The organism is Streptomyces sp. NPDC006012 (assembly GCF_042871185.1).
In the GTDB taxonomy this organism is placed as follows: Bacteria; Actinomycetota; Actinomycetes; order Streptomycetales; family Streptomycetaceae; genus Streptomyces.
In genome coordinates, this window is record NZ_JBIAIE010000049.1 from 1 (window position 1) to 24,553 (window position 24,553).

Sequence of the window (24,553 nt, forward strand, 5' to 3'; positions counted from 1 at the left end):
ACCGCAGAGACCCACACACCTGAACAGGCCCAAGCACGCCAGACGATCAAGGACTGCGAGCGACGCCTCGCCCGCTACCAAGCCGCCCTCGAAGCCGGAGCCGACCCCGCCGTCGTCACACAATGGATCAACACAGCGCAGCAAGACAAAGAGGCAGCGCAGAAGACACTCGACGCGCTCCCCGCCATCACGCGGAAGAAGGAATCCCCACTCGACGGGCAACAGATCCGAAAGATGGCTGAGAGTCTTCGAGACATTGCGCAGCGCATCCACACAGCCGACGTCGACAAAAAAGGCCCACTCTACGACGGCCTAGGCATCACCATCAGCTACGAACACACAACGAGGACCGCGACCGTAGGGTCGAGACCCTCATCCGCGTATCGTCAGTGGTTGTGTCCGAGGGGCGAGTCGACCACTACCGATACGCTTGTCGTCGCACAAGGACGACTGTAACAAACAGGATACCGCCGACCACTCGGCTCGGACACCGACAAGCCATTGCGGGACTGGTCAACGACTACTCCGATTGAACTCGTAGTCGCCCGAGGGGATGACGTTCCTTGATCCCTGCGGTACGCCATGGTGGTGAGGTATGCGCAGGCGGGTGGGTACACGCCCGAGGCGCAGGCGGCCCGGGAGCGGTTGAGGCTGGAGGCTGCCGAGCGGTTCGAGCGTGGGGATGCGACTGGGGAGATCGCCCGGGACCTGAGGGTCGGGGAGCGGTCGGTGCGTCAGTGGCGGCGGGACTGGACACTGGGCGGGGTGGAGGCGCTGCGCTCGAAGGGTCCGGTGTCGGTCGAGCGGCTGTCGCCTGGTCCGTGGGAGCGGCTGGAAGCGGAGTTGCGGCGGGGGCCGCTGGCGCATGGCTTCGAGGACGACCAGCGCTGGACGTTGAAGCGGATCAAGCTGTTGATCGGCCGGATGTTCCATGTGGGGTACACGGTGCAGGGGGTGCGGAAGCTGCTGCGCAGGCACGGCTGGACGTGTCAGGTACCGGGGCGCCGGGCGGTCGAGCGGGACGAGGACGCCATCGAGGTGTGGAAAGAGCAGGTGTGGCCGCAGGTAAAAGCACCGCGGCGGACCTGGGCGCCTACGTCTGCTTCGAAGACGGGACAGGAAAGGGCCTGAGTCCGCCGAAGGGACGCACGTGGGCACCGCGCGGCGCGCGCCCGGTGGTGCGGGTGCGCGGCAGGGGGCGGGGCCGGGTGAACGTTGCCGGCGTGGTCTGCTTCCGTCCCGGCCACCGTGCCCACTTCTTCTACAAGTTGCACGTCTACCACGGGCGCAAGGGCGAGCCCAAGAGCTTCTCCTGGCAGGACTACCGCGACCTGATCGTGGCGACCCACCTGCAACTTGGGGCTCCGGTCGTGTGGTGCTGGGACAACCTCAACGTGCACCTGGTGCAGGAGCTCTACGACTTCGCCGAGGAGAACAAGGCGTGGTTACGGGTGTTCCAGATGCCCTCGTACGCTCCCGAGCTCAACCCCGCCGAAGGCGTCTGGTCGCTGCTCAAGCAGTCGATCGCCAACTTCGTCGCGGCCGACCTTCGCAAGCCTCACCCGCATCGTCAAGCGCAAGCTCAAGAAGATCCAGTACCGTCCCCATCTGATCGACGGCTGCCTCGCCGGGACCAGGCTGACCATGGACGCGCCGAAGATCGAGTGACCGGCGACTACGAGTTCAAGCCGAGTACCACTCCACGCAGACTTAGAGGATGTCTCATGTGGTGATGCGGTGAGTTGGGGCATCATTGCTGCTTGTGGGTGTCGATCTGTCGCAGCGACTGGTTCCTGACGGTCTGTGGGAACTAGGGTGCGTTTCGAAAGTGCTGGTCACAGCCACTCGTTGATGGCCGCGACCAGCACGGTCGCCTCGTAGCGGACCGCCAACTTGTCGTACCTTGTGGCCACCGCTCGGTTTCTCTTGAGGCGATTGATCCCGCACTCAACCGCGTGGCGCCCCTTGTAGTCGGCCGGGTCGAACTTCGGCGGACGGCCCCCGCGGGAACCGCGCTTCTTGCGTTGGCGATCTGGTCGCGCTTCTCCGGGATCGTGCAGCGGATACCCCGCTTACGCAGATGGGCGCGGTTCGCGCGAGAGCCGTACGCCTTGTCGGCACGAACCTTGTCAGGCCGGGTGCGCGGGCGGCCCGACCTTGCCGCTTGGTGTGCACCGGCGGTCGTCCGGGCTTCCTCCCGACCGGGAGCAGCGGCTCCAGCTTCGCCCACTGCGCATTCGTCAGATCGTGCCTTCCCACAAAGTGGATCTTGACACATCAAGATCCACTTCTGAAACGCACCCTAGGTCGTTCACCTGAGTGTTCGCCAGACGTTGAGGCGGCCTTCGTCTGATCATGTGCTCCGACCAAGGTGCACCGATCAAGACGAAGGCCGTGAAGGTGAGTCTGCTGCCTGAAGCCGGTCCCGGGGAAGCGTTCGCGCAAGCGTCAGGCGAAGGAGGAGCCCGACTGTGCCCCGGTGGCCTCGCCATGGGTACGCCGCAGGCCTTCCCCATGGCCTCCCAGACGGCGATACGAGACCCCCTGGAAGTTCCCCACCACCCACGGTGGGTGAGCGCCACGCCCGGCCCAGATCCGCCAGGTTCGAGCCGGTGCCCGGTGTCGAGGGCTTAACAACGTCGGTTCCTCGCGTACTCCTCTTCGCCACGCTCGCCGGACCCGAGCCATCTGGCAGTTCTGGCCCGTCCCGGCTTTGTCGAGGCCGCTCCCGCCCTCCCCGGCACCACCCGGATCAGGCTGCCTCCAGCTTCACCCTCCTGCTGCGACAGGACGGCGGTGGCGGTCTTTCACCCCCACTCGAATCACAGCGCCTCACGGCGCAACATACCGCTCAGGCACGTCCCGCCAGGGAGCACCGGCGCGAGTGCGCCAGCGTATGCCGTCTATCAGATGTCGCTTGGTGCGGACCGGCGGCCGTCCGGGCTTGCTTCCGACCGGGAGCAGCAGCTCCAGCTTCGCCCACTGCGCATTCGTCAGATCATGCCTCCCCGTGAAGTGGATCTTGACACGTCGAGATCCACTTCTGAAACACGCCCTAGTGCCGCATCAGGCAACGTTCGCCCTGTTCACGACCTCGCGGAGGCGCTCGTCGGCGGCGTGTTTGTTCCGCCAGATGATGTAGCGGGCGGATCATGCTGCCCTGCTCCTTGTGGCTGGCGTGGTCGGTGCCGTCGAGCGCGAAGTAGCGCAGCGCGGTGAACTGGGCCTCGATGCGTTTCAGCCAGGAGCTGTTGGTCGGGGTGTAGGCGAACTCGACGTTGTTGGTCGCGGCCCAGTCGCCGACTCGGGTGTCCTTCTTCGTGGTCAGGTGCGGGGAGAAGTTGTCGAGCACAATCGCGATCCGGATCTTTGGCGGGTAGAGGCTGCGCAGGTAGCGGCAGAACTCCAGGAACCTGGTCCGGTTCTTCTTCGGCTTGATGTGGCCGTAGAGCTTGTCCCGGGCCAGGTCGTAGGCGGCGAAGAGGTGGCGGACCCCGTGGGGGCGGGTGTAGGTCGCCCGTCGGCGGGGCCTCGGTTCCCGGTCGGGGTCCTTGTGCTTCCCGCCGTGCTCGGCCCACTGCCGGCCTGGGTGGGGCATCAGGTTGAGCGGGCCGAACTCGTCCAGGCAGAAGACGACTTCGGGCTCACCGTCCTCGGGTATGACCTCGCCGTCGGCGATCGCATAGAGGTGCTCGACGCGGGCCTTCTTGGCGGCGTAGTCGGTGTCGCGGGAGGTCTTCCAGGTCTTTATGCGTTGAAAGGAGACGCCCTCCTCGCGGAGCAGGATGCGCAGGCCCTCGTGGCTGATGTCGTCGACCACCCCCTCGGCGACCAGGAAGTCGGCCAGCTTGGCCAGGCTCCAGGTCGAGAACGGCAAGCCGTGCTCGATGGGCTTGGACTTGGCGATCTTCTTGATCTCGCGACGTTCCGGGAGGGTGAAGGTCCTTGGTCGGCCGCCCTTGTACTTCGGGTAGAGCGCCTCGAAGCCGTCGGCGTTGAAGTTGTGGATCACATCCCGGACCCGGTCCGGGCTGGTGAACGTCACCTCGGCGATCTTCGCCACGGTCATGCCCTGCGCCGACAGCAGCACCATCTGAGCCCGCCGCCAGGTCACCACCGACCCCGTGCCTCTGCGGATGATCCGCAGCAAGCGCTTGCCCTCATCGTCATCAATCTCCCGGACCTGCACACGTTCAGCCACCCGCACAGCTTGACGGAGATCGCTGTCCGGCACGTGCACGCCTCGCGCCCCAGCACGGCCACGAACCGATCGTCTACTGGTCGGTGATGGTCTTTTCAAGGAGGAACGCGAGGATCGACTCGGCATGTGTCCACAGCAGGGCGCCGCCGATCCCTGGCACGACGTGGTGATGAGCACCGGGCACACGGGCAGCGAGCAGTGCTCCGTTATCGGGCGAGTGGCCGGTGTCCTGCTCGCCGTACCAGATATCGACGGGGACATCGATCTCATCGAGGGCGAACGGCCACCGCCCCATCGCCAGGACCGTGTCACGGGCGTAACCAGCGGCACCTTGAGCAAACCCCTCGTCCAAGGCCCTGCGATAACCAGCCGCGAAATCGGGATCCTGGTACACGGCAAGGTCGCACCCTGGGCTCCCGGCCATGACCATGTCCCACATCGCATCCGCAGTGAAGCCGGCGAAAAACTTCTCGGCGCCAGCCGGATCGGACTCAGTCCACTCGACGAGACCACGCAGGTTCGCGTTCAGAACTGAAGCGAACTCCGGCCTGGCGACCTCGTCCGTACCGGAGACGATGGCCAGTGCCGAGGCGACCCCCTCCGCAGCGCAGGCGAGAGCGAATGGCGCACCTTGCGAATTCCCGACCACAACCGGGTGTCCCAGCCCCCGCAGCACACAGAGTTGACGCATATCTCCAGCGAAGTCAGAGAAGGTCCGCCCAGGGGCGGGCGTCGAGACACCAAGACCCGGACGATCCACAGATACAAGACGCACTCCGAGCGCCTCAACAACGCCTGCGCCGAACCCGAGCCACCGGCTCGTAGCCGCACCAGGACACAACAGAACAGGCACCCCGTCCAGTGGCCCCCACTCGGCCCAGCCGAGCAGCCGCCCATCAGGCAGATCACTCTCACCCAGCCGGGCAGGAACGTCGGTGTATCCAGTCATGATCAACATCATGGCCATAGACAGGATGTCCCGCACCTGACTTTCACCATGGCCTCGGTCAGGGCAAACATTATCTGATGCGGCACTAGCCTCGCCGTTGTTGAGATGAGGCCGGAAGCGGGGAGGAAATACGAAAGTGCCTTCTGAGCTGGGACGATGAACCTTTTCGAGGGGTTCTGTCGGTCCAAGCGGTAGGCACTTTCTGCGTGCAGGGTATTGGTTCTCGTCCCAAGCTCCATGTCTCCGCCGACGGTTCGGGGGTGGTCGGGCACGCGGGCGCACGTCTGCTGGCGGATCTTGCCGATGCCACCGGTCTGACCACCGCCTACTCCACTGCGCTCAGGCCGCTGCGACCGCGTGGCACCGGGCACGATCCAGGTCGGACCGCCACCGATTTCGCGATCAATGACCGCGCGGTGACGGCGGAAGAGGCGTTCACCAACCGGCAGGCGCAGTGGGATCTGGTGGCCGATGCCCTCACCGAGCACCTGCGGCAGATCTCCTCTCCCGCCTTCGACGTCGAAGACCTTGAGGCGCCGCGGAACAATGTGATCGTCCTGCACGGCGTCGGCGGGATCGGCAAGACCACCCTGTCCCGCAAGATCGAGGCAGCTCTCGACGACGCCGGACAGCGCCCGCCCCAGTGGGGTGAACCCGGATGGCCGGACGGGCGGATCCTGCCGGTGCGGATCGACCTCGCCCGCGCCGCCGGCACCGACTTCGAGCAGCTGGTGCTCACGATCCGGCTTGCCCTCGCCGGCCGTGTCGGGCGTCCGCTGCCCGCCTTCGACCTGGCCCTGCGCCGGTACTGGGAGGCGGCCCATCCAGGCGAGCCGATCGAGGAGTACCTGCGCCGCGGCGGGCTGGCCGCCCGGTTCGGGCAGGCCCTTCCCGAACAGATGCAGTCCGCGCTCGGTGAGGCGGCCTCGATGCTCGCGCTGCCCGGCATGCTCGGACCGGTCGTCGGCCAGGTCACCGGCGCACTGGTGAGGGCGCTGCGCGAGCGCCGCCAGACCGTACGCGCGCTCGCCGGATGCGCGCGGCTGGCCGACCTGCTGGAGGCCGAGCCCGATCTCGACGCCCTCTCCTACTACCCGCACCTGCTCGCGTGGGAGATCGCCCGCCTCCCCGGCCGTAAACGCGTCATCCCCGTCATCCTGCTCGACACCTTCGAGGACGTCGGCGACCGGACGCGTCGTGACCTGGAACGGCTGATCCAGCGCGTGGTGTGGCTGATGCCCAACGCCCTGTGGGTGATCACCGGGCGCGGCCGGCTGCAGTGGGCCGACGAAGGCCTCCAGGGCCAGCTCGACTTCACCGGGCCCGAGTCATGGCCGGGCCTGGCCGCCATCGACACCCCCTATACCCGCGCCCCGCTGCCCACCACCGGCGGCGGCCGGCAGATCCTGGTAGGGGATTTCGCCCCGGAGGACTGCGACGACTACCTCGCCCGCCGGCTCTCCCGCGACGGACAGCCCCTCATCACCGACGACCTGCGCGCTGTGATCACCAGCCGCAGCCATGGCCTGCCGCTCTACCTCGACCTGTCGGTGATGCGTTTTCTGGAGATCCGCCGCACCGGACGCACCCCCACGCCCGGCGACTTCGACCACGACTTCCCGGCCCTGATCTCCCGGACCCTGGCCGATCTGACCCCGGACGAGCGTCACGTCCTGCGTTCGGTCAGCCTCCTGGACGCCTTCGACCTCCCCCTGGCCACCCGGACCGCCGGCCTCGCCCACGAGGCACCGGCGATGCGGCTGATCGAGCGCCCCTTCATCCGGGACAACCCGTTCGGGCTCTGGCCGTACCACCTGCACACACTGATCCGCTCCACCATCCGCGGCGCCGACGACCACACCGACGACCGCTGGAGCCCCGCCGACTGGCAGCGCGCTGCCGAACGGGCCTTCCACGCGCTCGGCCAGAAGTGGCGCGACGGATCCGACCGCGACCGGCTCCTCCTCGTCGGCTGCCTGCGCCAAGGCCTGCGCCTGGCCGACGCCCATCGCCTGGAACTGGGCTGGCTCACCGACGCCGCCTGGGCCTACATCAGCGACTCCGCCTGGGAACCGATCGCCCCACCCGATGGCGGGACCGGCCTGGACACGGCCGCCGACGCCCTGGTCGAACTCCTCAGCGCCCTCACCCGCCGCCAGCACGAACACCGCGCCCGCACCGTCGCCCGGCTGACCGCCGTGCTCGACACCCGCCTCCTGCCCGCCGAACTCGACGAGATGGCCCTGTACTACCGGGCCAAGGCATACCGCGACACCGGACACAGCCAGGAATCACGCCGCGGATACCAGCAGGTCGCCGACGGCAACGGCCGCCTGGCCCCCGCCGCCCGGCGCGGCCTCGCACATTCCGCCCGGCTCGCCGGCGACTTCCCCACCGCACACGCCACCGCACAGACCCTGGGATGGGAAGGACGCCACCAGCGCGTCCTGGGCGACCTGCGGTGGCTGCAAGGAGAACCAGAACACGCGGCCGCCGCCTACCTCGCCGGCCGCACAGAAGCCGAACAGCACGCCAAAACCGGCGAAGCCGCACACAACCAGGCCCTGCGCGCCCTCACCGTCGCCTTCTACGACCCCCACCAGGCCGACGACGAAATCGACCTCGCCCACCAGCTCCTCGCCAGCCTCGACCTGCGCGCCACCGCCATCAACGCGGCCCTCGCCGCCCTGATCCGCGACGCCGGCAACCCCGCGCTCGACGACCGCATCCACACCCTGCGCACCGAACTCGACATTGCCGGCCTTACCTCCCTGACCCCCACCCTCGAACTCGCCGCGGCGTTCCACCAGGCCGTCCTCGACGACCACGACGCACTCACCGCCACCCTCGCCCGGCTGCGCGAACAGACCCAGAACCGGGACTACGCCTACTACGTCGACATCGCCTCCTTCATGGCCGGCCTCCCCCTCCCCAACGGCCACACCGCGCCGCACTGGCTGGACAGCGAACAGGCCACCCGCACCCGATGGCGTGCCCTCGTCACCGCCCGCCAGCACCGCCTCCGCAACAACCAGTAACAGCACCCCGGGCATGGAGACCGCGCCTTCCAGCCGTCCGATCCGCGCACAAAAAGGCCAAGGCCCGCGAACACCTGGCGTGTTCGCGGGCCGCCGTGTTGGGGAAGATCAGCTGGCGCCGGGGCTCCGCCCGGTCAACCGGGTCAGCAGCTCCACGATCTGCGACTGATGACGATCGGCTCTCTCCCTGAGTGCCCGGACCTCACCGGCGAGGCTGCTCACCTTCGCGTCCAGGCTGCCCACCTTCTGATCAAGACGGCCGACATACAAGCGCAGGACCCCAAGATCGCTCTTGACGATCCCGAACCCCGCGTGCAGCCCATCACCGCGACACGCGGCATCACTCACCATGGCCGCCCTCTCTTCCGACGCCTGCCGCGGTCAGGGCGTGAGGTCCAGGACGCGGACCGGCCCGCCGGCCCATCTCTCGGGAGCCGTGGTGGCGATGACCGCCCCGTCGGGGCGGTTCGGGGTGGGCTGCGCGGCGTACTGGGCGTGAGCGGCAGCCCAGCTGTCCTGGCGAGCCACAGCAAGTGCGGCCGGCAGGTCCAGGTCCAGGACGGTGATACCCGGCAGGGCGGCGAGATGCTCGGCCGTGCCGGGACGGACGCGATCGGCTTCGACGAGCGCGCAGGCCGGGGCGTAGAGGAACCAGCCGGCCTGGACGTGGGCCCGGTGGATCAGCCGGGAAGCCAGGACGTTGCCGCGGCCGGCGGCAGCCATCGCGGTGTCGTCCAGGACAATGTGCATGGCGTCGCTCACCGGGCGGCTGCCTGGGCGAGCCGGCGGTCCAGCTCGCTGTCGAGATCCTGCTCCTCGGCCGGGCTGGGCGCGTAACCGGTCCACTCCTTCAGAGCGACACGGGCCCGCTCGGCCCGCTCAGCCCGCTCGGCCGGGGTGAGCAGGTTCTCGGCAAGGCGGGCCAGGTAGGCGCGCAGCGACAGGCCCTCGGCCGCCGCCAGGGCGGCGAGCCGGTCCCGGGCCTCCTCGGGGATACGAACGTTGGCGTCAGACATCAGCAGACTCCTCTCGGCACACCAGGGTACGGGTACGTACCCGTAACCACACTCGCCCCGCACGACTTCATCCTGCGGGCGGGATGCAGCAGTTTGTGGTGTTCCCGAACGAAGAGACACGAAGGTGCGAGTGCCCTGGCGGCTGCTCGTAAGCTGGCATTGCTCGGGGCCGCAGCGGAGGTCTCACATGCCTGCCACCATCTGGTCCGGAGCCGTCACGTTCGGACTCGTCACCGTACCGATACGCGTACAGTCCGCTACCGAAGATCACTCCGTGCGTTTTCACCAGTACCACATGGAGGACATGGGCCGGGTCCGGTACCGCAAGTTCTGCGAGCTGGAGGACCGGGAGGTACCGAACGCGGAGATCGGCAAGGGCTACGAAATGTCCAAGACCCAAATGATCCAGATCACCGACGAAGAACTCCGTGAGTTGCCACTGCCGACCGCGAAGGCCATCGAGATCGACGCGTTCGTGCCCCTGGAGACCATCGACCCGATCCGTATCGGGGACGGCTATTACCTCGCCTCGGACGGCGCCGTCGCCGCGAAACCGTACAAGCTGCTCGTGCAGGCCCTCGGCCGGTCGTCGAAGGTCGCCGTGGTGAAGTACGCATGGAGCGGGAGGGAACGCCTCGGTGTGCTCCGGGCCCGGGACGACGTCCTGGTCCTGCACGCCATGCACTGTTCACTAGTCAAGTCGTCTGTCGGAAGCGACGTTGTCGGGGTGTGAGTGGCGTGACTCCGAGGCCGGACGTGCCCTGCTGACGGGACTGTTCCAGTTCTATGGACAGCTCCGCGACGACACGTCTGAGGTAGGCGCTGGTTTCGCGTTCACGCAGGAGGTCCGCTTTGGCGTCCTTCAGCTCGGCCTCCAGCGAGGCAGCGCGATCGGCGAGCTTCTGAGCCGCTTCGGGAACGCTGTGTCGGGCCTTGACCTGGGCTTTGAAGTCGTCGACGAGATCACGGTGCTCGTAGACGACATCACGTCGCAGACCGGACTCGTTGATCAGCTCGGTCGCGGTGAGCTTCCCAGAGGCTGAGTGCAGCGGAGTGCCGGCTAGCAGCCGGTCCGCAGCAGCTTGGATGGCAGAACGTTCAGCAGCTCGGTCGCGTGGTGCGCGGCTCATCGTCGCGTGCCCACTTCCTCGGTGTCATGGCTGGTCGGCCGCGTGTTCTCGTGGCGGACGATCAGCGCGTTCAGTCGTTCGGCCTGTGTTCGGGCGCGGTCCCGCAGCGGGAGCGGGGACAGCGGGTCGGTCGCTGCAGTGGCCAGGCGTGTGTGTTCCGGGCGGAGGGCGCCGATATCGCGGTCGGTGTAGGCGAGGTTGGTGCAGGCCGACTGGCATTGCGACTCGTCGGGGCCGTCCGCTGGGAGCCCGGCGGCGAGCCGCGCGCTGCGGCAAAGGGCTGACTCAGCCCGGTATACGCAGGTCATGCCTCGTCCGTGGTAAATGCTCGGATCCGAGCTCTTGAGCAGCCTTTCCGCGTTGCGGACCTTGTCGACGACCCGCCCGGCGAATGAAGCAGCCAGTTGCAGGCGCCGCCGGTACTCTTCAGCCGAGGGGCCGCTGACGTGCTCTCCGTCGGCGAGCAGGCCCAGATCTTCGCCGGTCTGATCGATGACCATTTCCAGGCGTTCGATGGTCAAGTCGTCAAGCCAACTGGTGTCGGCCTCCCCGGCGTAGCCGAGAGTGACTTTCGTGCGGACATGTCCGTATTGCAGGGCGGCAGCGATCAGTCCTCCTGGACGACGCACAACGAAGTAAGCCAGGGTCCTGCGGAGCCGAGCCGCGTGGATCTTGTATTCCGGGTCGGTCGGTATGAGCGCGGCGCCATCGGAGCGGGCGAAGGTGTCGTTGATCCAGTCGATGAACGCCGTGATATCCGTGTTCATCGCTTGGCTCTGCAGCGGCCGGATCTGCTCGATCGGGCGGGGAGACTTGCGTTTCAGGCTGGGCGGGAAGATCAGTGGCGAGTCGGTGAGGGACTCCAGCATGGTCACGGCCTTGGAGACGACGGAGACCACGGCCCAGGAGCGTTCAACAGCGCCATCGCCCTCGTGATCGGGTCCTTTGCTGGCATGCCCGGTCAGTGTGAACTGGCCCTTGCTGTCTTGGTGCAGACAACCGCGGCGGAGACTGAGGGCTTCCCCGGGCCTCATGCCGCTGAGGTAGCAGATCGTCACGAACGCCGCAGCTCTCAGTGCCCTGACCAGCCAGTCGATCTCGCTGAGGCCGATTGGCTGGTCTCGCCACGGTTTGTCGTTCAGGCGTCCAGTTATCGCACCGAGGGGGGCGTCCGGGGCGATAGCGACCTCCTGCTTGCGGGCCATCTCAGCGATGATGTCTGCCTGTTGTCGGAGGTCGCGGTCCTTGCAGGCGAGGATCCGGGCCAGATGGTTGTAGGCGAGCTCAATACTTCCGTCCTCGCGCATCTGCCCAGGTAGTGCCCCGCCGGTCACGTGAAGTCTTTGCAGGTAGTGGTGCACGCGCTCCAGGGCGGGACGGCCGTAATAGTGGTCCTTATAGAAGTGGGTCGTGGGATGTGTGCCTTCCTTGAGCTGGCGGTCTTCACGGTAGGCATCGCGGATGTCCGGGCCGAAGTCCTCCAGCACTCGAAGTGACCAGGCCAGGAGAGCTTCCATCGTGTCGGGATTGATGCGTGGTGTCTTGTTATAACGGTTGGACTCGGTCTGGCCCGCCAGTTGGCGGGCGGTTGCATCGCCCCACGGCCGCTCCGGTAGCAGCCGGCACGGTGCGGGCAAGTGCTCGCGGTAGGCCCAGAGAACTCGGACGGCATGTAGGAGATCGGCACGGCGACCGCCACTGGGAGCCACCGCGATCACGTGCGTCCGGTAGAGGGCCAGGTCCTCCGCAGCGAGGTCGCAGATCCGCGGGATTCCGCGTTCGTCCATCCACGCGGCAAGCAGCCGCAGGTCGGTGACCCACATGTAGAGCGAGGACAAGCTCGCCTGCGCGCCCGGGGAGCCGGCCAGCAGAGCCGCAGGCCATTTGTGGTTCAAGACAGCTAGCGCGAACGCTTTGAAGGATTCGCGTAGCAATGTCGGATAGTGCCTAAAGTGCAGGCTCGGCGCGTGTCGGTAGTTGTCGACGTCCGCAGCACGGGTGACCCACACCTCGTCGCGGAACAGGGACAACGACGCCGTGTCGGCAGCCGGGTGCAGGGCCCGCCCGCGCAGCACCACAGTGTCCGGGGGTGGCCACGGCACCTCGTTCAGGGAAGCGGCGGTGCTCGTCGTCATCGCAGATCAAGTCTCCCGTCAAGCAGGGCCGCGACGCGGTCGCGATCTTCCGGGAGCACGCGGCTGCGGGCGTCGTCCTGGTCCTGGGGGCTGTAGTTGCGCAACAGGTCGGTGAGGCGGGCAAAGGGTTCGCCGTAGCGAAGGTCCCACTCGCGCGGTTCGAGGTCGGCTCGCAGCGCGGCGAGCCGATCGTAGGCTGTGACCTGGGCGGGCAGCTGGTGAGCCAGAGCGCGGGCGTTCGGACAGCTCAAGCAGTGCAGGAACGAGAGGTCGCAGACGGTTCCAGGTGGGGTGCCCGGGCCGTTGTGGTGGTCGGTGCACGAAGCCAGGACGGTGTCCTGGTCACCAGCAAGGATGCGCTTGAATGTCTCAGCGTCCACTCCCATCTCCGCAGCGGCCCCGGCGGGGTCCGTTGTAGCCCGTTCCAGGAAGCCATGGGTGAACACCGGAATCTCCAGCACGCGCCGGGCCTTCGCCACCTCGGCATCGAGAGCCTCACGCACGATGTTGCGGCTATCTTCCAGCACCTGCGGACTGCGACGAAGGTAGTAGTCGTTCAAGGTACTCGCTGAGTGAGCAATCGGACGTCGACGCCGCTCCAGCGCAGTCTGCCGAAGTCGTTGGACATGGACGCACGGTTTATCACCCCGGGACACCGGCTCCTGGCCCGTGTACGGAGCCCCCAAGCCCTCGGCAGGAGACCTACCGCGTGACGCCCGAGGGAAGCCATGTCTGACGGCCCACTCACCGACGTACCCAGAGATCATGTTGGCCTGCCACTTCTCTGCCTCGCCCTTGACCGTCAGATACGAGAAGGCCATGGAGAGCCCGCCGTGTTTGCGAGCGAGCGCACTGAGGTCCAACAGCAACTGGTAGACGCGCAGTGGGGAGCGGAACAGACGATGTTCGTCATTCCCTTCAACGGCACCGGCCAGACTGGCCGGGAGGTCCTCGACCGCGACCACCATGTGCTCCCGGGACGGTCCGCGGCGGGGTTTGGTCTCCTCAACGAGAGCCACTTGCGTACTTCCCTGTCCACCGTCCGGGCGGAAATGGACTGCCGGCCACTCGATGATGGTGCCGAGATTCTCCCCGGTCAGATCTACCAGCAGCACGGAGAATGCGGCTGCCTCCATGCGGGTCACGCAGAGCATCGGCATCAGCGTCTTCACCCCGCCCAGCGCACGGAGTCGGCGTGATGTCTGACCACCGGCGAGGCGTGGCAGGGCTCCGGTGCGGTCGAGTACATCGAGTGCTTCACCGGTCGTCTTCTCGGTACTGCCCGGTGGCAGCTCACCGCGACGGTACTGGACCAGTAGGTCGCGGCCTGCGCGGATGCGGTCTCGTGCCCGGCGCACATCACCACGGGCCGCAGTGAGGACCTGCTGCCGCTCGGCGTCGGTGTAGGCGAGCATCTTCGGCAGCGGGCGACGGTGTAGACGGCCCTCGCAGACGGCCCGCCGGACTTCCGGCCGCAACACTTCATCCTCGCGCATCAGCCTCCGCAGCTTGTGCACCTGGTTATGGAACGAGGCTGGCGTCAGGGCCAGGCGGAAGGCGGCGATGTGCGCGGTGGTGATCTCCTGTGGCCGGCTCGGCGGAAGCTGCGACGCAGCCAGGATGGAAGCGAACGCCCTCACGACCTCGAAGTAACCGATGGCCGTACGGACCTTCTTGACGCCGCCCCGTGGGCCGGTGGCGCGGGCGAAGGCCGCGGCCAGCCATGCCTGGAGTTCAAAACCGAGTGGCAGTGTGGTGAAGTCGAAGATCTTCGAGCGCCGACCATTTTCCTCGGTGAACAGCACGGTGCACGACTTCGGTGTGATCGCCAGCCGGTCGGGAGGCTGCCAGTCCCGTCCCGGCAGGGCCGCCCGACGCCCCCGTCCGCTCACCGCTCGTCACCCCCGTCGGCGGCAAAAGCCGACGAGTGTGCGACCTGCAGGACTCGACCACTGTCGGCGGCTACCTTGCGTAGCAGCGCGTCGACGGCAGCCTGTTCTTCCTCATCCAGCAGGGAGAGGATGTAGTCCAGCTGTAGCCCGGTGAACGGCTCCAGGTACCAGTCCTTGGTGACCTCGGGGCTGCTGTGCCCCAGCAGCGTGGCCAGCTGGAACCACACATCTCCGAACTGCTCGCGCAGGTCACGTCGCTCGGTGTCGGTGAAGCCCTCCATCTGCTGGTTCCAGACAGCCGACAAGATTGTGAACCATTTCAAGGCGAAAGAGTGCCTGGCCATATGGGGGCGAGCCCACAACGGACACTCCTGGCCATCGGTGCCGTGCGCGGCAGCCCACTGCTTCCGAATGCGCTCGTTGGCCCGTTGGAAGGTCTTCTCCCAGCCATGGGCCTGCTTGGGCATCCCGTCGTTCCCGAGCCAAAGCGCCAGCGGCTCCAGCCCGTCCTCGGCGCGACGGAACAGCCTCAGCCTCTCCTCCGGACCAATCACATCCAGGGAAACCGCGGTGCGACCCGTCTCCGTCAGCAAGTAGAGACTGCGGCCCTTCCTGCTGTAGCCGGTGACCAGAGTCAGCCCAGGCATCTGGTCATAGCGGCCACGGCGGCGGGCCCGATCGATCGCCTCAGTGCGTGAGCCCTCCAGCGGATCCAGGTAGCCGGCGAGGCTCTTGAGCACGCTGCGGGGGACCCGGTACTCACGGCCTGCCCTGCCCCCCTTGATACAAGCCTCGGCCAGCCAAGCTTTGGGGAACCGACCCGCCACGTCCTGCATCGGCAGCTCGACGTCCAACACGCTCGCCCATTCCGAAAGCCGCAGTCCGGTGCCATATAGGCCGTCGACGAACGCCGCATCACGGTCCTCGTTGAATCCGCGCCACCCATCCGACCGATCACCGTCGAAGCCGTACCCGCGCAGCCCAACATCCCGCCACTGCTCGAAAGCCGTCCTCAGCAGCCACTTCACCTGCCGACGTGGCGAACCCGCGGGCCGGGCAGGGTCCCGCCGGGGACCCTGCCCGCTCCACTGCTGCGGAGCTGGTTCCGCGGACTTGGTAGGCACTGGGTTGACCACGCCGTACCTCTGCGAGGCCCAGGTATAGAAGGTATTCAGCCCTGCACGGTCGGTGTCGAAGGAGGTTGGCCGCACGCGGCCGATGTTGCGGTGGTCCGTCATCCGCCAGTGCTTGAAGGCATCGAAGTCCTCAGCGGCAGCCTCGTCCCACCGGCGGCCGTACACTTCGAGGAAATCCAGCCATACCGCCAGGGAGAACGCGTACCGCCTCCACGTGCGCGGACGCCGCGAGGCTACGGAGCCGACCCGGAAGAACAGGTTGATCCGCGCATCTGCCGTACCATCCGGAGCGAGGAGGAAGGGCGTACCCTGACGGGCCCCGTTCCTCCTCGCCCAGTTGTGTATGTCGCCGTACGCGCGTAGGCCCTCGTCCGCGGCAGGGCAGGTCAGCTGCCTCCGGAAGTCGTAGAAATCGACGGTCCATGAACCCTGTGTGTCGTCCAATGCAGTGCTCTCTCCGTCCCAGAACCGACAATTCCAGGAAGGCTAGAGAAGCACTGGCCCGACGAGATCCGCGACCCGTCCGAGCTGCTGCCACCGGCCGTGGACGTCGACGAGAGCGAGATCGAAGGCGCGCTGGCCCTGATGGACACCATGACAGTGGACGACCTGAAGGGACCGGAGTTCGTCGACCACTACACGGAGGCCCTGGAGCAGATCATCAAAGCCAAACGGGAAGAACGGCCGCTGCCCGAAGCCCCGGAGCCGGAGCGTCCAGCGCAGATTCTCGATCTGATGGCAGCCCTGAATGCCTCCGTCGCCCAGGCACGGGAAGCCCGCGGCGAAGACGCCGACGTACACGAGTTGCCCAAGAAGAAGACGGCGGCGAAGAAGCAGCCGGCCAAGAAGGCAGCTATCAGCGGACTCTGGGCGTGCTGGAAGAGCAGCGGTGCCGGGGACAAAAAGTCACGGCTCACCGTATTATAGGCGAGTCGTGACCTTTTTTCGCTACAGCTATTGGTTTTCGGAACCTTCGTCGAGAAGCTCCCCGGTGAAGTTTCCCTTTACCCACTGAACTGCAGACGGGCGGAATCCGGACCCTTCTCGATGGAATTCTTCCACGAAGCTCTTATACCGTTTGATCAAGCAGTAGCCACGGAACATTTTCTGGCCGTGCGCCTGTCCGAGTGCGACAGAATTCTTCGAGGGCTGCGCGGACTCGCTCTACCGGGATGGCCGCTTCACGCGGGTAGTAACTGGGAGTTCCGGGATCGGAGATCAACTCGGGGTCGAACGAGGGCGGATTGGGGTTTCCTGAAGTCCAGATGAACCGGGAGATATCGCTCTCAGGTGCCCCGTCCGGCACTTTATTGGTCCACCATTTCAGCGCACCATACCCGTTCTTGATGTTCACCGAGACATACAGATAGTTGCTCGCCCATCTTTCGTCGGACTCTTCTGGGTACTTTCCTTTGATAATGCTCACCACGGCTTTCTCAGGCATGATCTCGAAACCGTCGGAAGTACTCCCCCCTTGAATGAGGTCATTCATGATGTGGTCAATGAGAGCATCGATCTGCTGCTCAGTACGGGCGTAGAATCCACCCGCATGTGTTGTACCAAGGACAATCATGCCACTGTCACCTCTTCGCCAGGCCCTTCAACTCTTCCGGCTCCGCCATGCCTGGATAGTGTACATAGAGTTTCTGATCCTCATAGAGGATGGCAGGGACTGCCTGCTTACACCCCATCGAGTTTTCTGTCGTTACCTTCGGGCACACATAGTTCGTATTGATGACGATGTGCAATTCTGTTCCCTCCTTCATATTCCGCATCTCCCAGGCGAGCTTCGCTTCGGCGTGATGCGAGACGTCCGCATACCCTGAGTAATCCGGAAAGTCGGCAGATTTCTGGAGGAATAGATTAATCTTTTCGGAGAGTTCACCGCGTCCACTTACCAGCATTGAATCCCACACCTGCGTACCATCAGGCTCGAAAACGTAGCCGGAAGTTGGATCTCCCTTCGCACGTATAGGGAGTTTTTTCCAAGCGCTCTTTACCCATGCGGGGCAGGGTGCGTCGGTGTTGTGGACGAGGAGGTAGGTGGTGCTGGTGGAGGCGTAGTAGGTGTGGAGGTCGTCGACGGTGAGGTCGTAGGCGTCCTGGAGACCCTGCCAGTCGCGGGTGTGCGCGATGGCGGCCGTGTTGTTCTGCGGGGTGCGGAGGGTGTCGCCGGTCTGGAGGTCGCTCGCGTTCTTCCACGTCTGATCGTTTTCGGACCAGTAGGGGTGGTGGCTGGTGGAGGTGAGTGTGGAGCCGTCGGTGAGGGTGACGTCGGTGAAGTTGCGGTCGTCGGGGGTGTGGATGGTGCGGGTGACGTGCCGGGGACCGGTTTCGCCGGTGGTGGGGTCGGTGGCGGTGACGAGGTCGCCGGTTTTGATCTGTTCGATCGGGCGGCCGGTGCCGTCGGCCATCAGGACCTTGGTGCCGGCCGGGAAGCTGTGTGCTGCTCCAGTCAGGCAAGCGACGGTCCTGCGGGTTGCTCGTCCGCCTTTGATGGCGTCAAGGACTTTGTCGGCCTTGGCGACGATTTTGAGCTTGCCGAAGGGAGTGACGCCGACGGCAGCCATTACGCAGCCTGCGGCTGTGGGGTTGTCGATGCATGCCTCGATGTCGGCGAGACCCGACATCTCCCAGATGATCGCCCGGTACGTGCTGGGGTCCTTCGCTACGTCCAGGGCCCGGTCGATTGTCCCGCCGTCGCAGATGACCGTGTTGATCGGGAAGTACGAGTGGGCGATGGGGAGGAGGTCCATGCAGAACCACTTGGGCCCGTCGTCCTGCTGGGCCTTGCGTTCTTCCTCCGCCTGTCGGCGGGCCTCCTCGATCTCCTGGTCGACGAGGTCCCGCGTTGTCTGCCATGCCTGCTTGGCCTCGGCCTCCGCCTCCGCGGCGCTCTTGCCAGCGGCGATCGCTGATGCGCGGGCCCGGTCGGCGGAGTCGCTGGCTTTCTGGGCCGAGTAGCGGGCGTAGGAGGCGGAGAACTCTGCGTCGGCGGCTGAGTTTTCGGCGGCGTTGGCTTCCTGTTCGGCCCGTTCGGCGGCACTGCGTGCTGTGGCCGCTGATGCTGCCGCGTCGGCGGCGCTCTGGGCGGCGGCGTCCGCTGACGTCCTGGCGTCGGCCGCGTACTGCGCTGCTTGCTCGGCCGATTTCTGTGCCTGCTTGGAGGCGGCTGCTGCTTCGTCGGCGGCGTTCTGGGCCGTTGCGGAGGCTTCGGCGGCGCGCCAGGCGTTCTCCTGTGCCTTTGCGGTGATCAGGGAGCCTTCGGCGAGGAGCCGTTGGACTTGGTGGATGTGGGTGGTGGCGAGGTCGTCCTTGCGCTGGGCCATGTACTGGCCGGTGCTGACGAACTCGTGAATCAGTTCCGGGGGGCCGGCGAGTGTGATTTTCGCGGCGGCCTGAACTTCGGGGCCGCCGGTCTCGGCGAGGCGTGCGGTGATGACCCGTTCGTCGGTAACGCGTGCGCCGTACTGGCCGATGTGCAGGAACGTGGCGAGGGTTTTGCCGGTTCCGTCGGCGAGTGCTGTCTTGGCGGCCTCGCTGACACCGGGGCCGCCGGTCTCGGCGAGACGGGCGACATCGACCCGCATGTCGGTCCGGCCGGCTTCATACTGGCCGGAGCTGTGGAATGCCCCGATTTGTTCCGGGGTTCCGTTGGCCAGGACGTCGGCGGCTGCGGTGCGGACGGATGTGTAGGGGCTTTGGGTGCTCAGGACGACGACGCGTTGGCGTACGTCGTAGTAGTCGGCCTCTTTCCAGCGGGTGCGCAGGTAGTCCAGGACGTCTTGGTCTGTGCCCGAGAGCGCGCGGGCGGCGGCTTCCTGGTGCCAGGGTCCGAGGAGTTTCATCGCCTGCATGGCGAGTTGGCGGCCCTTGGCGGCGGTGGCTTGGATGTCGACGTCGGGCCGTCCCGCTTCCTGGGCCAGCTCGGCCGCGGTGCCGCTCAGGGACAGGGCTTCGACCTGGGTGGCTGCGGACACTGAGATTGCTGCATCGGAGGCGGTCTTCATCGAGCGGGCGCGCTCGATGGCAGCATCAGTGCGGGTCTGCAGGTCGGCCGCCTCGGTCTCGCGGGCCAGGTCGAAGATCTCCCTGGCTCTGTTGACCGCGGCGGTCGCGGTGTCGGCCGCTGCCTTGGCGCCGTCGGCGTTCTTCTTGGCGACGGCGGCGTAGGTTGCGGCGTTGCCGGCTTGTTCGGCTGCTTCGTCGGCGTAGTCGGCGGCCTTGTCCGCGTGTGCTGCGGCCGAGTTGGCGGCGTCTCGGGCACCATAGGCGGCGGTGGCCGCACGGCGGGCGAGGTCGGCGGATCGGTCGGCGGCGGCGTCGGCGGCATTGGCGTGGCGTCGCGCTTCGGCAGCGGCCAGGCGGGCCTCGTCGGATTGCAGGCCGGCGGCATCCGCATAGGCGTTGGCCTCGTCGGCCGCGTCGGCTGCCGCTCGCGCGTTGTCGGAGGCACTTTTCGCCGACTCGGAAGCGATAGCTGCGGCGGCAGAGGCAAGGCCCGCGTTCTCGGCTGCGACCGCCGACGTCTTCGCGGCGTCCGCCGCGGCGCGTGCCTGGCTGGCGGCCTGCTTCGCGGCACCGGCGTTGGCCTCGTCGCGGGCGGCGGCGATCGCTGCCTTGTAGGCATTGTTCGCTGCTTCAGCTGCTGAGGCAGCTGCTGAGGCGGTCTGCGCGGCAGCCAGCGCGGCCCGGCGGGCGGCACTGTTGGCAGCATTGGCCGCCCCGATGGCTTCCTGCGCAGCCTCCGCCGCGCCACGCGCGGCCTCGGCGGCCTGCTTCGCCTTGACCGCCGCCGTCTTGGAGTCGTCCTTGGCAGCCGCGGTCTCCTCAGCCGCCTGCTGCGCGGCCTCCTTGGCCAGCCTGGACGCCTCGACCGCCTTCTCCGACGACTCTTCCGCCGTCTTACGCGCGTCCTCAGCCTGCTTGCCCGCCTGCTTCGCCTGCTCGATCAACTGGGCAATCGTGGAATGCTCCTGGTCGCGGTCACGGGCGGTGAACTGCCCGACCTCCAGAAACTCGAACACGTCCTCAGGCGTGCCGCGCAGCGCGACCTTGGCGGCCGCCTGCACGTTGGGACCGCCGACGGTGGCGAGGCGGGCAACCTCGACACGGTTGTCCTGCTCGCGGGCGGTGTACTGACCCGACTCCAGGAAGAGTTCACGGTCTTCGAAAGTACCCTGCAGAGCATCCTTGCCCGCAGCCTGCACGCCTTGGCCGCCCAGGGTGATCAGGCGGCCGATCTCGACCTTGCGGTCCACGTCCAGCGGATCCTCGTAGCCGTAGAGGAGGAAGGTCTCCAACTCGGCCGGCGACTTCAGCATCGCCTCCTTGGCAGCCTGCCGCACACTGGGCCCGCTGGTCATCGCCAGCCGCGCCGTCTCGACGCGGTTGTCCGCGAACTGGATGGACTCCGCTTCGTCGAGGAACTTGCGGATGGCATCGTCGCCGCCCAACAACGCCTGCTCGGCGGCGACCTTCAGACCAGCTCCGCCGGTCTCCCAGTAGCCGACGATATCGGCTCGCACATCCGCCGGCAGCGGCGCCGGCTCCGCAGCCACCGCGGCGGGTGTCCCCAGCAGACCCGACAGCAAGCCCGCGGACAGCAGCATCCGCACGCCCCGCCAGGGACCTGAAAACCGTCTCAGTACTCCCGAACCAACGGTCCGGGAAGATATGCGCCGTCTCACTCAGCGACTCCCTCTTGGTTGAAGAAAAGCCCAACCGGATAAGCATGCAGGCACCACAGGAACGACAGAGAAAAAATTCAAAAGCGCATCCTTCCCGTCGCAACAAAAGCGATCGCCTGCAATTTTCCACCCGCTAGAGCCACCCGATCGTACACCGCACCCCATGCACAGCAGCCAGCCAACAGCAGAAATAAAGCCATATTGATGTGAACACATCATTTTACGTTTCAGGGCTGACCGAGATCGATAGCAATAGGACCCCATTTCGCTGATGATCAATGATGCCCGACTCCTCAGCTCATGTCGGGCATTTGGGGGTTTAGGTCGACCATCAGGTCAACAGAGGCTGAAGACGGGGCGAATAATCTGTGAGCCAGATCTGGATTCGCTGTGTAGGATGAATTACGTTGCATACACTCTTTGGCGTCTCCTTTACTTGATTGCCGTTCTCCACAAAACTACCTCTTTATCTTTTTTACTCTTTTGAAAGGCTTCCTGCCGTGATATCTCATGCGCGCAGAGTGTTGCTGGGCTTGGTGGTTTCAGCTCTTGCGGCATTCGTGACTACGCTCGGCGTGGCCTACGCCAACAACGACAGCACAGCAACATCCGCGTTTTCGGCCGACGCCGATATGCCCTATGCCATCGAAGACTTCAACTACCCGGGCGCGGCCCAGATCCAGGAAGAGACGGGTGCCCTCCTCAAGCGCGGCGACGGTCACATGGTCATGACGTCCTGCGACGGGAGCGAGGACATCCAGATCATGAGCCGGACGGGTCAGCAGGACTTCTGCTTCGACATCACGGCCAAGCCTGCCTTCCTGACTCTTGAGATCCCGCAGGCTTACGGCATCTGGACTTCGGCGGACCCGGTGAAGACCACCATCCGTGAGGACGACGGCACCACCACCGTCATCAACGCGCCTGCCAACGACTTCACCGGCTACGGCGAGTCCGGTGCCTCCGGTGATCCGACCATGCTGATCGAGCTGCGTGTCACCTGACCTGTCTGGTCTTCTCCACCTCACCGTTCGGCATCGGCCGTCTGGTGCCGCTACCCGGCTGCACCGCACGCGGCTTTCGCATCTTCGGAGTCCTTCCATGCCCAGACCCCGCATTCGCGCGGCCCTGACGAGCAGTCTGCTCGTGGCCAGCGCGGTCGCCTCTGCCTTCACGGCCACTCCGGCACAGGCCACTACTGGCAGCGCGGCCGCCGGCAGCAGCTACGCCTTCACCGCTCGCCTGGACATCGGCAGCGGCGACCGCGTCTGTTCAGGCGCGCTCGTCGATCCCCAGTGGGTTGTCTCCGCCGGCTCGTGCTTCGTGGACAACCCCGCATCCGGGGCCACACCTCCCGCCGGTAAACCGGCCAAGCCCGTCACAGTAACCGTCGGCCGCAGCGATCTCGCCTCCACCGGCGGCCTCGTCACCACGGTCGCCGAACTCGTCCCCTCCCCGGGACGCGACCTGGTCATGGCCCGCCTCGCGACACCTGCTCAGGGCATCACCCCCGTCACTCTGGCCACCGCACCGCCGGCTGCCGGAGACACGGTCAAGGCTCTGGGTTTCGGACGGACCAAGACAGAATGGTCGCCGACGAAGCTGCACACCGGCGCCTTCACCGTCGACGCGGTCGACCCCGCCCAGCTGGCCGTCACCGGACAGGGCGGCGATGCCCTCTGCGCCGGCGACACCGGTGGTCCGCTGCTGCGTGAAAAAGACGGCAAGAGCGAACTCGTTGCCGTCAACAGCAAGTCCTGGCAGAGCGGATGCTGGGGTATCGACGAAGCCGAAGTACGCAACGGGGCCGTCAGCACCCGTGTCGACGATCTGAACGCATGGCTGCAGCAGGTCCGGTCCCTGCCGCAGCAGGCCCAGACAGTCGACGGTGACTTCGACGGCGATGGCAAGTCCGATGTCGCAGCCCTGTACGACTATGGCAGGGACGCCCAGGGGCGTGCCCAGAGCAGCCTGTGGGTGTTCAAGAGTGACGGCTCGACGTTCCGTGCACCCCGCGTGGTGTGGGACAGCGGTGCCACCAGCTGGACCTGGTCGTCCAGCAAGCTCACTTCCGGCGACTACAACGGCGACGGCAAAACCGACATCGCCGTCCTCTACAACAACGGACAGACCGACGGCCAGTTCCGCACCAGGCTGTGGGTTTTCACCAGCACCGGCACGGCTTTCAGCGCACCGGCGGTGGCGTGGGACAGCGGCACAACCGGCTGGAACTGGGATCGCAGCAAGCTCACTTCCGGCGACTACAACGGCGACGGCAAAACCGACATCGCCGTCCTCTATGACTACGACCAGACCGCCGACGGCAAGTTCCAGTCCAAGCTGTGGGTCTTCACCAGCACCGGCACGGCTTTCAGCGCACCGGCGGTGGCGTGGGACAGCGGCACAACCGGCTGGAACTGGGATCGCAGCAAGCTCACTTCCGGCGACTACAACGGCGACGGCAAAACCGACATCGCCGTCCTCTATGACTACGACCAGACCGCCGACGGCAAGAACCACTCCAAGCTGTGGTGGGCCTTCACCAGCACCGGCACCGCTTTCAACGCGCCGACGGTGGCCTGGGACAGCGGAGACCTGAGCTGGAACTGGGACTCCAGCAAGGTCACCTCAGGCGACTACAACGGTGACGGAAAGACCGACATCGGCGTCCTCTACGACTACGGAGCGACGGACAATAAATTCCGCACCAAGCTGTGGGTCTTCACCAGCACCGGTACCACGCTCCAGGCACCGAAGATCGTGTGGGACAGCGATCCCACTGGCTGGAACTGGAACCTGAGCCAGCCCCTCTCTGGAGACGCCAGCGGTGACGGCAAGTCCGACATGGCCATCTTCTACGACTACGGTGCCACCTCCGACGGCCGGACCCGCCAAGGACTGTGGAACCTCACCAGCACCGGCGACTCCATGGCTAGCCCCCACCGGGACTGGGACAGCGCAATCCAGTAACAGCCCCCACAGGACGCTTCCATATAAACTGCAACATCGCACGCCCTCCGCCACCAGTACATACGGGGCTCCTCGTAGCGGGTGGCGGGGTGGCTGTCCCACGACGGGTCCATTCCAGTCCGGAAGATCAGCCAAGTCATGCAGGATCTCCTGGCAGGTCCAAAGCGCGGGCAGCCCAGAACAGGCACTGCCCGCGACGGCATGCATGAGCAGAGCGGCGGCGTTGGCATGAGAAGCCATCCGCATTCCGGGCGTGATCGAACAGGGTTCCTGTTCGGGTGATCGTGGCGTCATCGGCGCGTGAAGGCAGGACCTCCTGGTAGCTCGGCGATGCGAGTCAGCCCGAGCTTCCGGAGGCCCTGTTGTCGCAGTCTTGCGTGAGCGTGCCCGCCGCGT

The 24,553-nt window shown here is 66.1% G+C and carries 17 protein-coding genes and 5 pseudogenes; 9 read left to right on the forward strand and 13 right to left on the reverse strand.

Going from position 1 to position 24,553, the window contains the following annotated elements:
* From ACFYPJ_RS38135 to ACFYPJ_RS38145, 3 genes and pseudogenes are all read left to right on the forward strand, one after another.
* A pseudogene (locus ACFYPJ_RS38135) lies at nt 1-456 on the forward strand (hypothetical protein); the annotation flags it as partial.
* Between the two features lie 132 nt (nt 457-588).
* On the forward strand, nt 589-1,131 hold the full coding sequence (locus ACFYPJ_RS38140; RefSeq protein ID WP_389026587.1) for a winged helix-turn-helix domain-containing protein: 543 nt from the start codon (nt 589-591) through the stop codon (nt 1,129-1,131).
* Nucleotides 1,056-1,733: a transposase gene (locus ACFYPJ_RS38145; RefSeq protein ID WP_389026589.1), complete on the forward strand. Its 678-nt coding sequence runs from the start codon at nt 1,056-1,058 to the stop codon at nt 1,731-1,733. The genes ACFYPJ_RS38140 and ACFYPJ_RS38145 overlap by 76 nt, the downstream gene beginning before the upstream one ends.
* A gap of 102 nt (nt 1,734-1,835) precedes the next feature.
* On the opposite strand, the pseudogene ACFYPJ_RS38150 reads toward ACFYPJ_RS38145, so the two are convergent.
* The 4 genes and pseudogenes from ACFYPJ_RS38150 to ACFYPJ_RS38165 form a co-directional block, all read right to left on the reverse strand.
* Nucleotides 1,836-2,155 (reverse strand): annotated as a pseudogene (locus tag ACFYPJ_RS38150) (transposase); the annotation flags it as partial.
* A gap of 677 nt (nt 2,156-2,832) precedes the next feature.
* On the reverse strand, nt 2,833-3,021 hold the full coding sequence (locus ACFYPJ_RS38155; protein ID WP_389026614.1) for a transposase: 189 nt from the start codon (nt 3,019-3,021) through the stop codon (nt 2,833-2,835).
* Between the two features lie 45 nt (nt 3,022-3,066).
* Nucleotides 3,067-4,201 (reverse strand): annotated as a pseudogene (locus tag ACFYPJ_RS38160) (IS630 family transposase).
* A 73-nt stretch (nt 4,202-4,274) separates the two neighbouring features.
* On the reverse strand, nt 4,275-5,150 hold the full coding sequence (locus tag ACFYPJ_RS38165) for an alpha/beta fold hydrolase (protein WP_389026591.1): 876 nt from the start codon (nt 5,148-5,150) through the stop codon (nt 4,275-4,277).
* 176 nt (nt 5,151-5,326) lie between these two features.
* On the opposite strand from ACFYPJ_RS38165, the pseudogene ACFYPJ_RS38170 reads away from it, so the two are divergent.
* Both ACFYPJ_RS38170 and ACFYPJ_RS38175 read left to right on the forward strand, forming a co-directional pair.
* Nucleotides 5,327-5,554: pseudogene (locus ACFYPJ_RS38170) on the forward strand (IS1380 family transposase); the annotation flags it as partial.
* Between the two features lie 12 nt (nt 5,555-5,566).
* Nucleotides 5,567-8,188, forward strand: a complete 2,622-nt coding sequence (locus ACFYPJ_RS38175) for an ATP/GTP-binding protein (RefSeq protein WP_389026616.1) — start codon at nt 5,567-5,569, stop codon at nt 8,186-8,188.
* Between the two features lie 108 nt (nt 8,189-8,296).
* On the opposite strand, the gene ACFYPJ_RS38180 is transcribed toward ACFYPJ_RS38175, so the two are convergent.
* Genes ACFYPJ_RS38180 through ACFYPJ_RS38190 form a run of 3 tightly spaced genes read right to left on the reverse strand, consistent with a single transcriptional unit; the run spans nt 8,297 to nt 9,204 of the window.
* Nucleotides 8,297-8,539 (reverse strand): hypothetical protein, encoded by a 243-nt coding sequence (locus ACFYPJ_RS38180; RefSeq protein ID WP_389026593.1) that lies wholly within the window; start codon nt 8,537-8,539, stop codon nt 8,297-8,299.
* A gap of 30 nt (nt 8,540-8,569) precedes the next feature.
* On the reverse strand, nt 8,570-8,938 hold the full coding sequence (locus ACFYPJ_RS38185; RefSeq protein ID WP_389026595.1) for a hypothetical protein: 369 nt from the start codon (nt 8,936-8,938) through the stop codon (nt 8,570-8,572).
* 8 nt (nt 8,939-8,946) lie between these two features.
* Entirely contained in the window at nt 8,947-9,204 is a 258-nt protein-coding gene (locus ACFYPJ_RS38190) for a hypothetical protein (RefSeq protein WP_389026597.1), read from the reverse strand.
* A 187-nt stretch (nt 9,205-9,391) separates the two neighbouring features.
* Here ACFYPJ_RS38190 and ACFYPJ_RS38195 point away from each other — a divergent pair.
* Nucleotides 9,392-9,886: pseudogene (locus tag ACFYPJ_RS38195) on the forward strand (Ku protein); the annotation flags it as partial.
* A gap of 13 nt (nt 9,887-9,899) precedes the next feature.
* Here the strand turns inward: ACFYPJ_RS38195 and ACFYPJ_RS38200 are convergent.
* The 4 genes from ACFYPJ_RS38200 to ACFYPJ_RS38215 all read right to left on the reverse strand — a co-directional run bounded on the left by ACFYPJ_RS38200 (nt 9,900) and on the right by ACFYPJ_RS38215 (nt 15,941).
* On the reverse strand, nt 9,900-10,334 hold the full coding sequence (locus ACFYPJ_RS38200) for a hypothetical protein (protein ID WP_389026598.1): 435 nt from the start codon (nt 10,332-10,334) through the stop codon (nt 9,900-9,902).
* On the reverse strand, nt 10,331-12,469 hold the full coding sequence (locus ACFYPJ_RS38205) for an integrase (RefSeq protein WP_389026600.1): 2,139 nt from the start codon (nt 12,467-12,469) through the stop codon (nt 10,331-10,333). The genes ACFYPJ_RS38200 and ACFYPJ_RS38205 overlap by 4 nt, the downstream gene beginning before the upstream one ends.
* Nucleotides 12,466-14,274 carry a hypothetical protein gene (locus ACFYPJ_RS38210; protein ID WP_389026602.1) on the reverse strand — a complete coding sequence of 603 codons (1,809 nt, stop codon included), beginning with the start codon at nt 14,272-14,274 and terminating at the stop codon, nt 12,466-12,468. The genes ACFYPJ_RS38205 and ACFYPJ_RS38210 overlap by 4 nt, the downstream gene beginning before the upstream one ends.
* An 83-nt stretch (nt 14,275-14,357) precedes the next feature.
* The gene (locus ACFYPJ_RS38215; RefSeq protein WP_389026604.1) at nt 14,358-15,941 is read right to left on the reverse strand and encodes an integrase; all 1,584 of its coding nucleotides are present in this window, start codon (nt 15,939-15,941) and stop codon (nt 14,358-14,360) included.
* Nucleotides 15,942-16,040: 99 nt separating this feature from the next.
* Here ACFYPJ_RS38215 and ACFYPJ_RS38220 point away from each other — a divergent pair, with 99 nt between their 5' ends.
* On the forward strand, nt 16,041-16,424 hold the full coding sequence (locus ACFYPJ_RS38220) for a hypothetical protein (RefSeq protein WP_389026606.1): 384 nt from the start codon (nt 16,041-16,043) through the stop codon (nt 16,422-16,424).
* 142 nt (nt 16,425-16,566) lie between these two features.
* On the opposite strand, the gene ACFYPJ_RS38225 is transcribed toward ACFYPJ_RS38220, so the two are convergent.
* Entirely contained in the window at nt 16,567-17,070 is a 504-nt protein-coding gene (locus tag ACFYPJ_RS38225) for an Imm1 family immunity protein (RefSeq protein WP_389026608.1), read from the reverse strand.
* A gap of 7 nt (nt 17,071-17,077) precedes the next feature.
* On the reverse strand, nt 17,078-21,109 hold the full coding sequence (locus ACFYPJ_RS38230) for a DddA-like double-stranded DNA deaminase toxin (RefSeq protein ID WP_389026618.1): 4,032 nt from the start codon (nt 21,107-21,109) through the stop codon (nt 17,078-17,080).
* A gap of 653 nt (nt 21,110-21,762) precedes the next feature.
* Here ACFYPJ_RS38230 and ACFYPJ_RS38235 point away from each other — a divergent pair.
* On the forward strand, nt 21,763-22,191 hold the full coding sequence (locus ACFYPJ_RS38235; protein ID WP_389026610.1) for a hypothetical protein: 429 nt from the start codon (nt 21,763-21,765) through the stop codon (nt 22,189-22,191).
* 97 nt (nt 22,192-22,288) lie between these two features.
* Nucleotides 22,289-24,157: an FG-GAP-like repeat-containing protein gene (locus tag ACFYPJ_RS38240; RefSeq protein WP_389026612.1), complete on the forward strand. Its 1,869-nt coding sequence runs from the start codon at nt 22,289-22,291 to the stop codon at nt 24,155-24,157.
* The last annotated feature ends 396 nt before the right edge of the window (nt 24,158-24,553 follow it).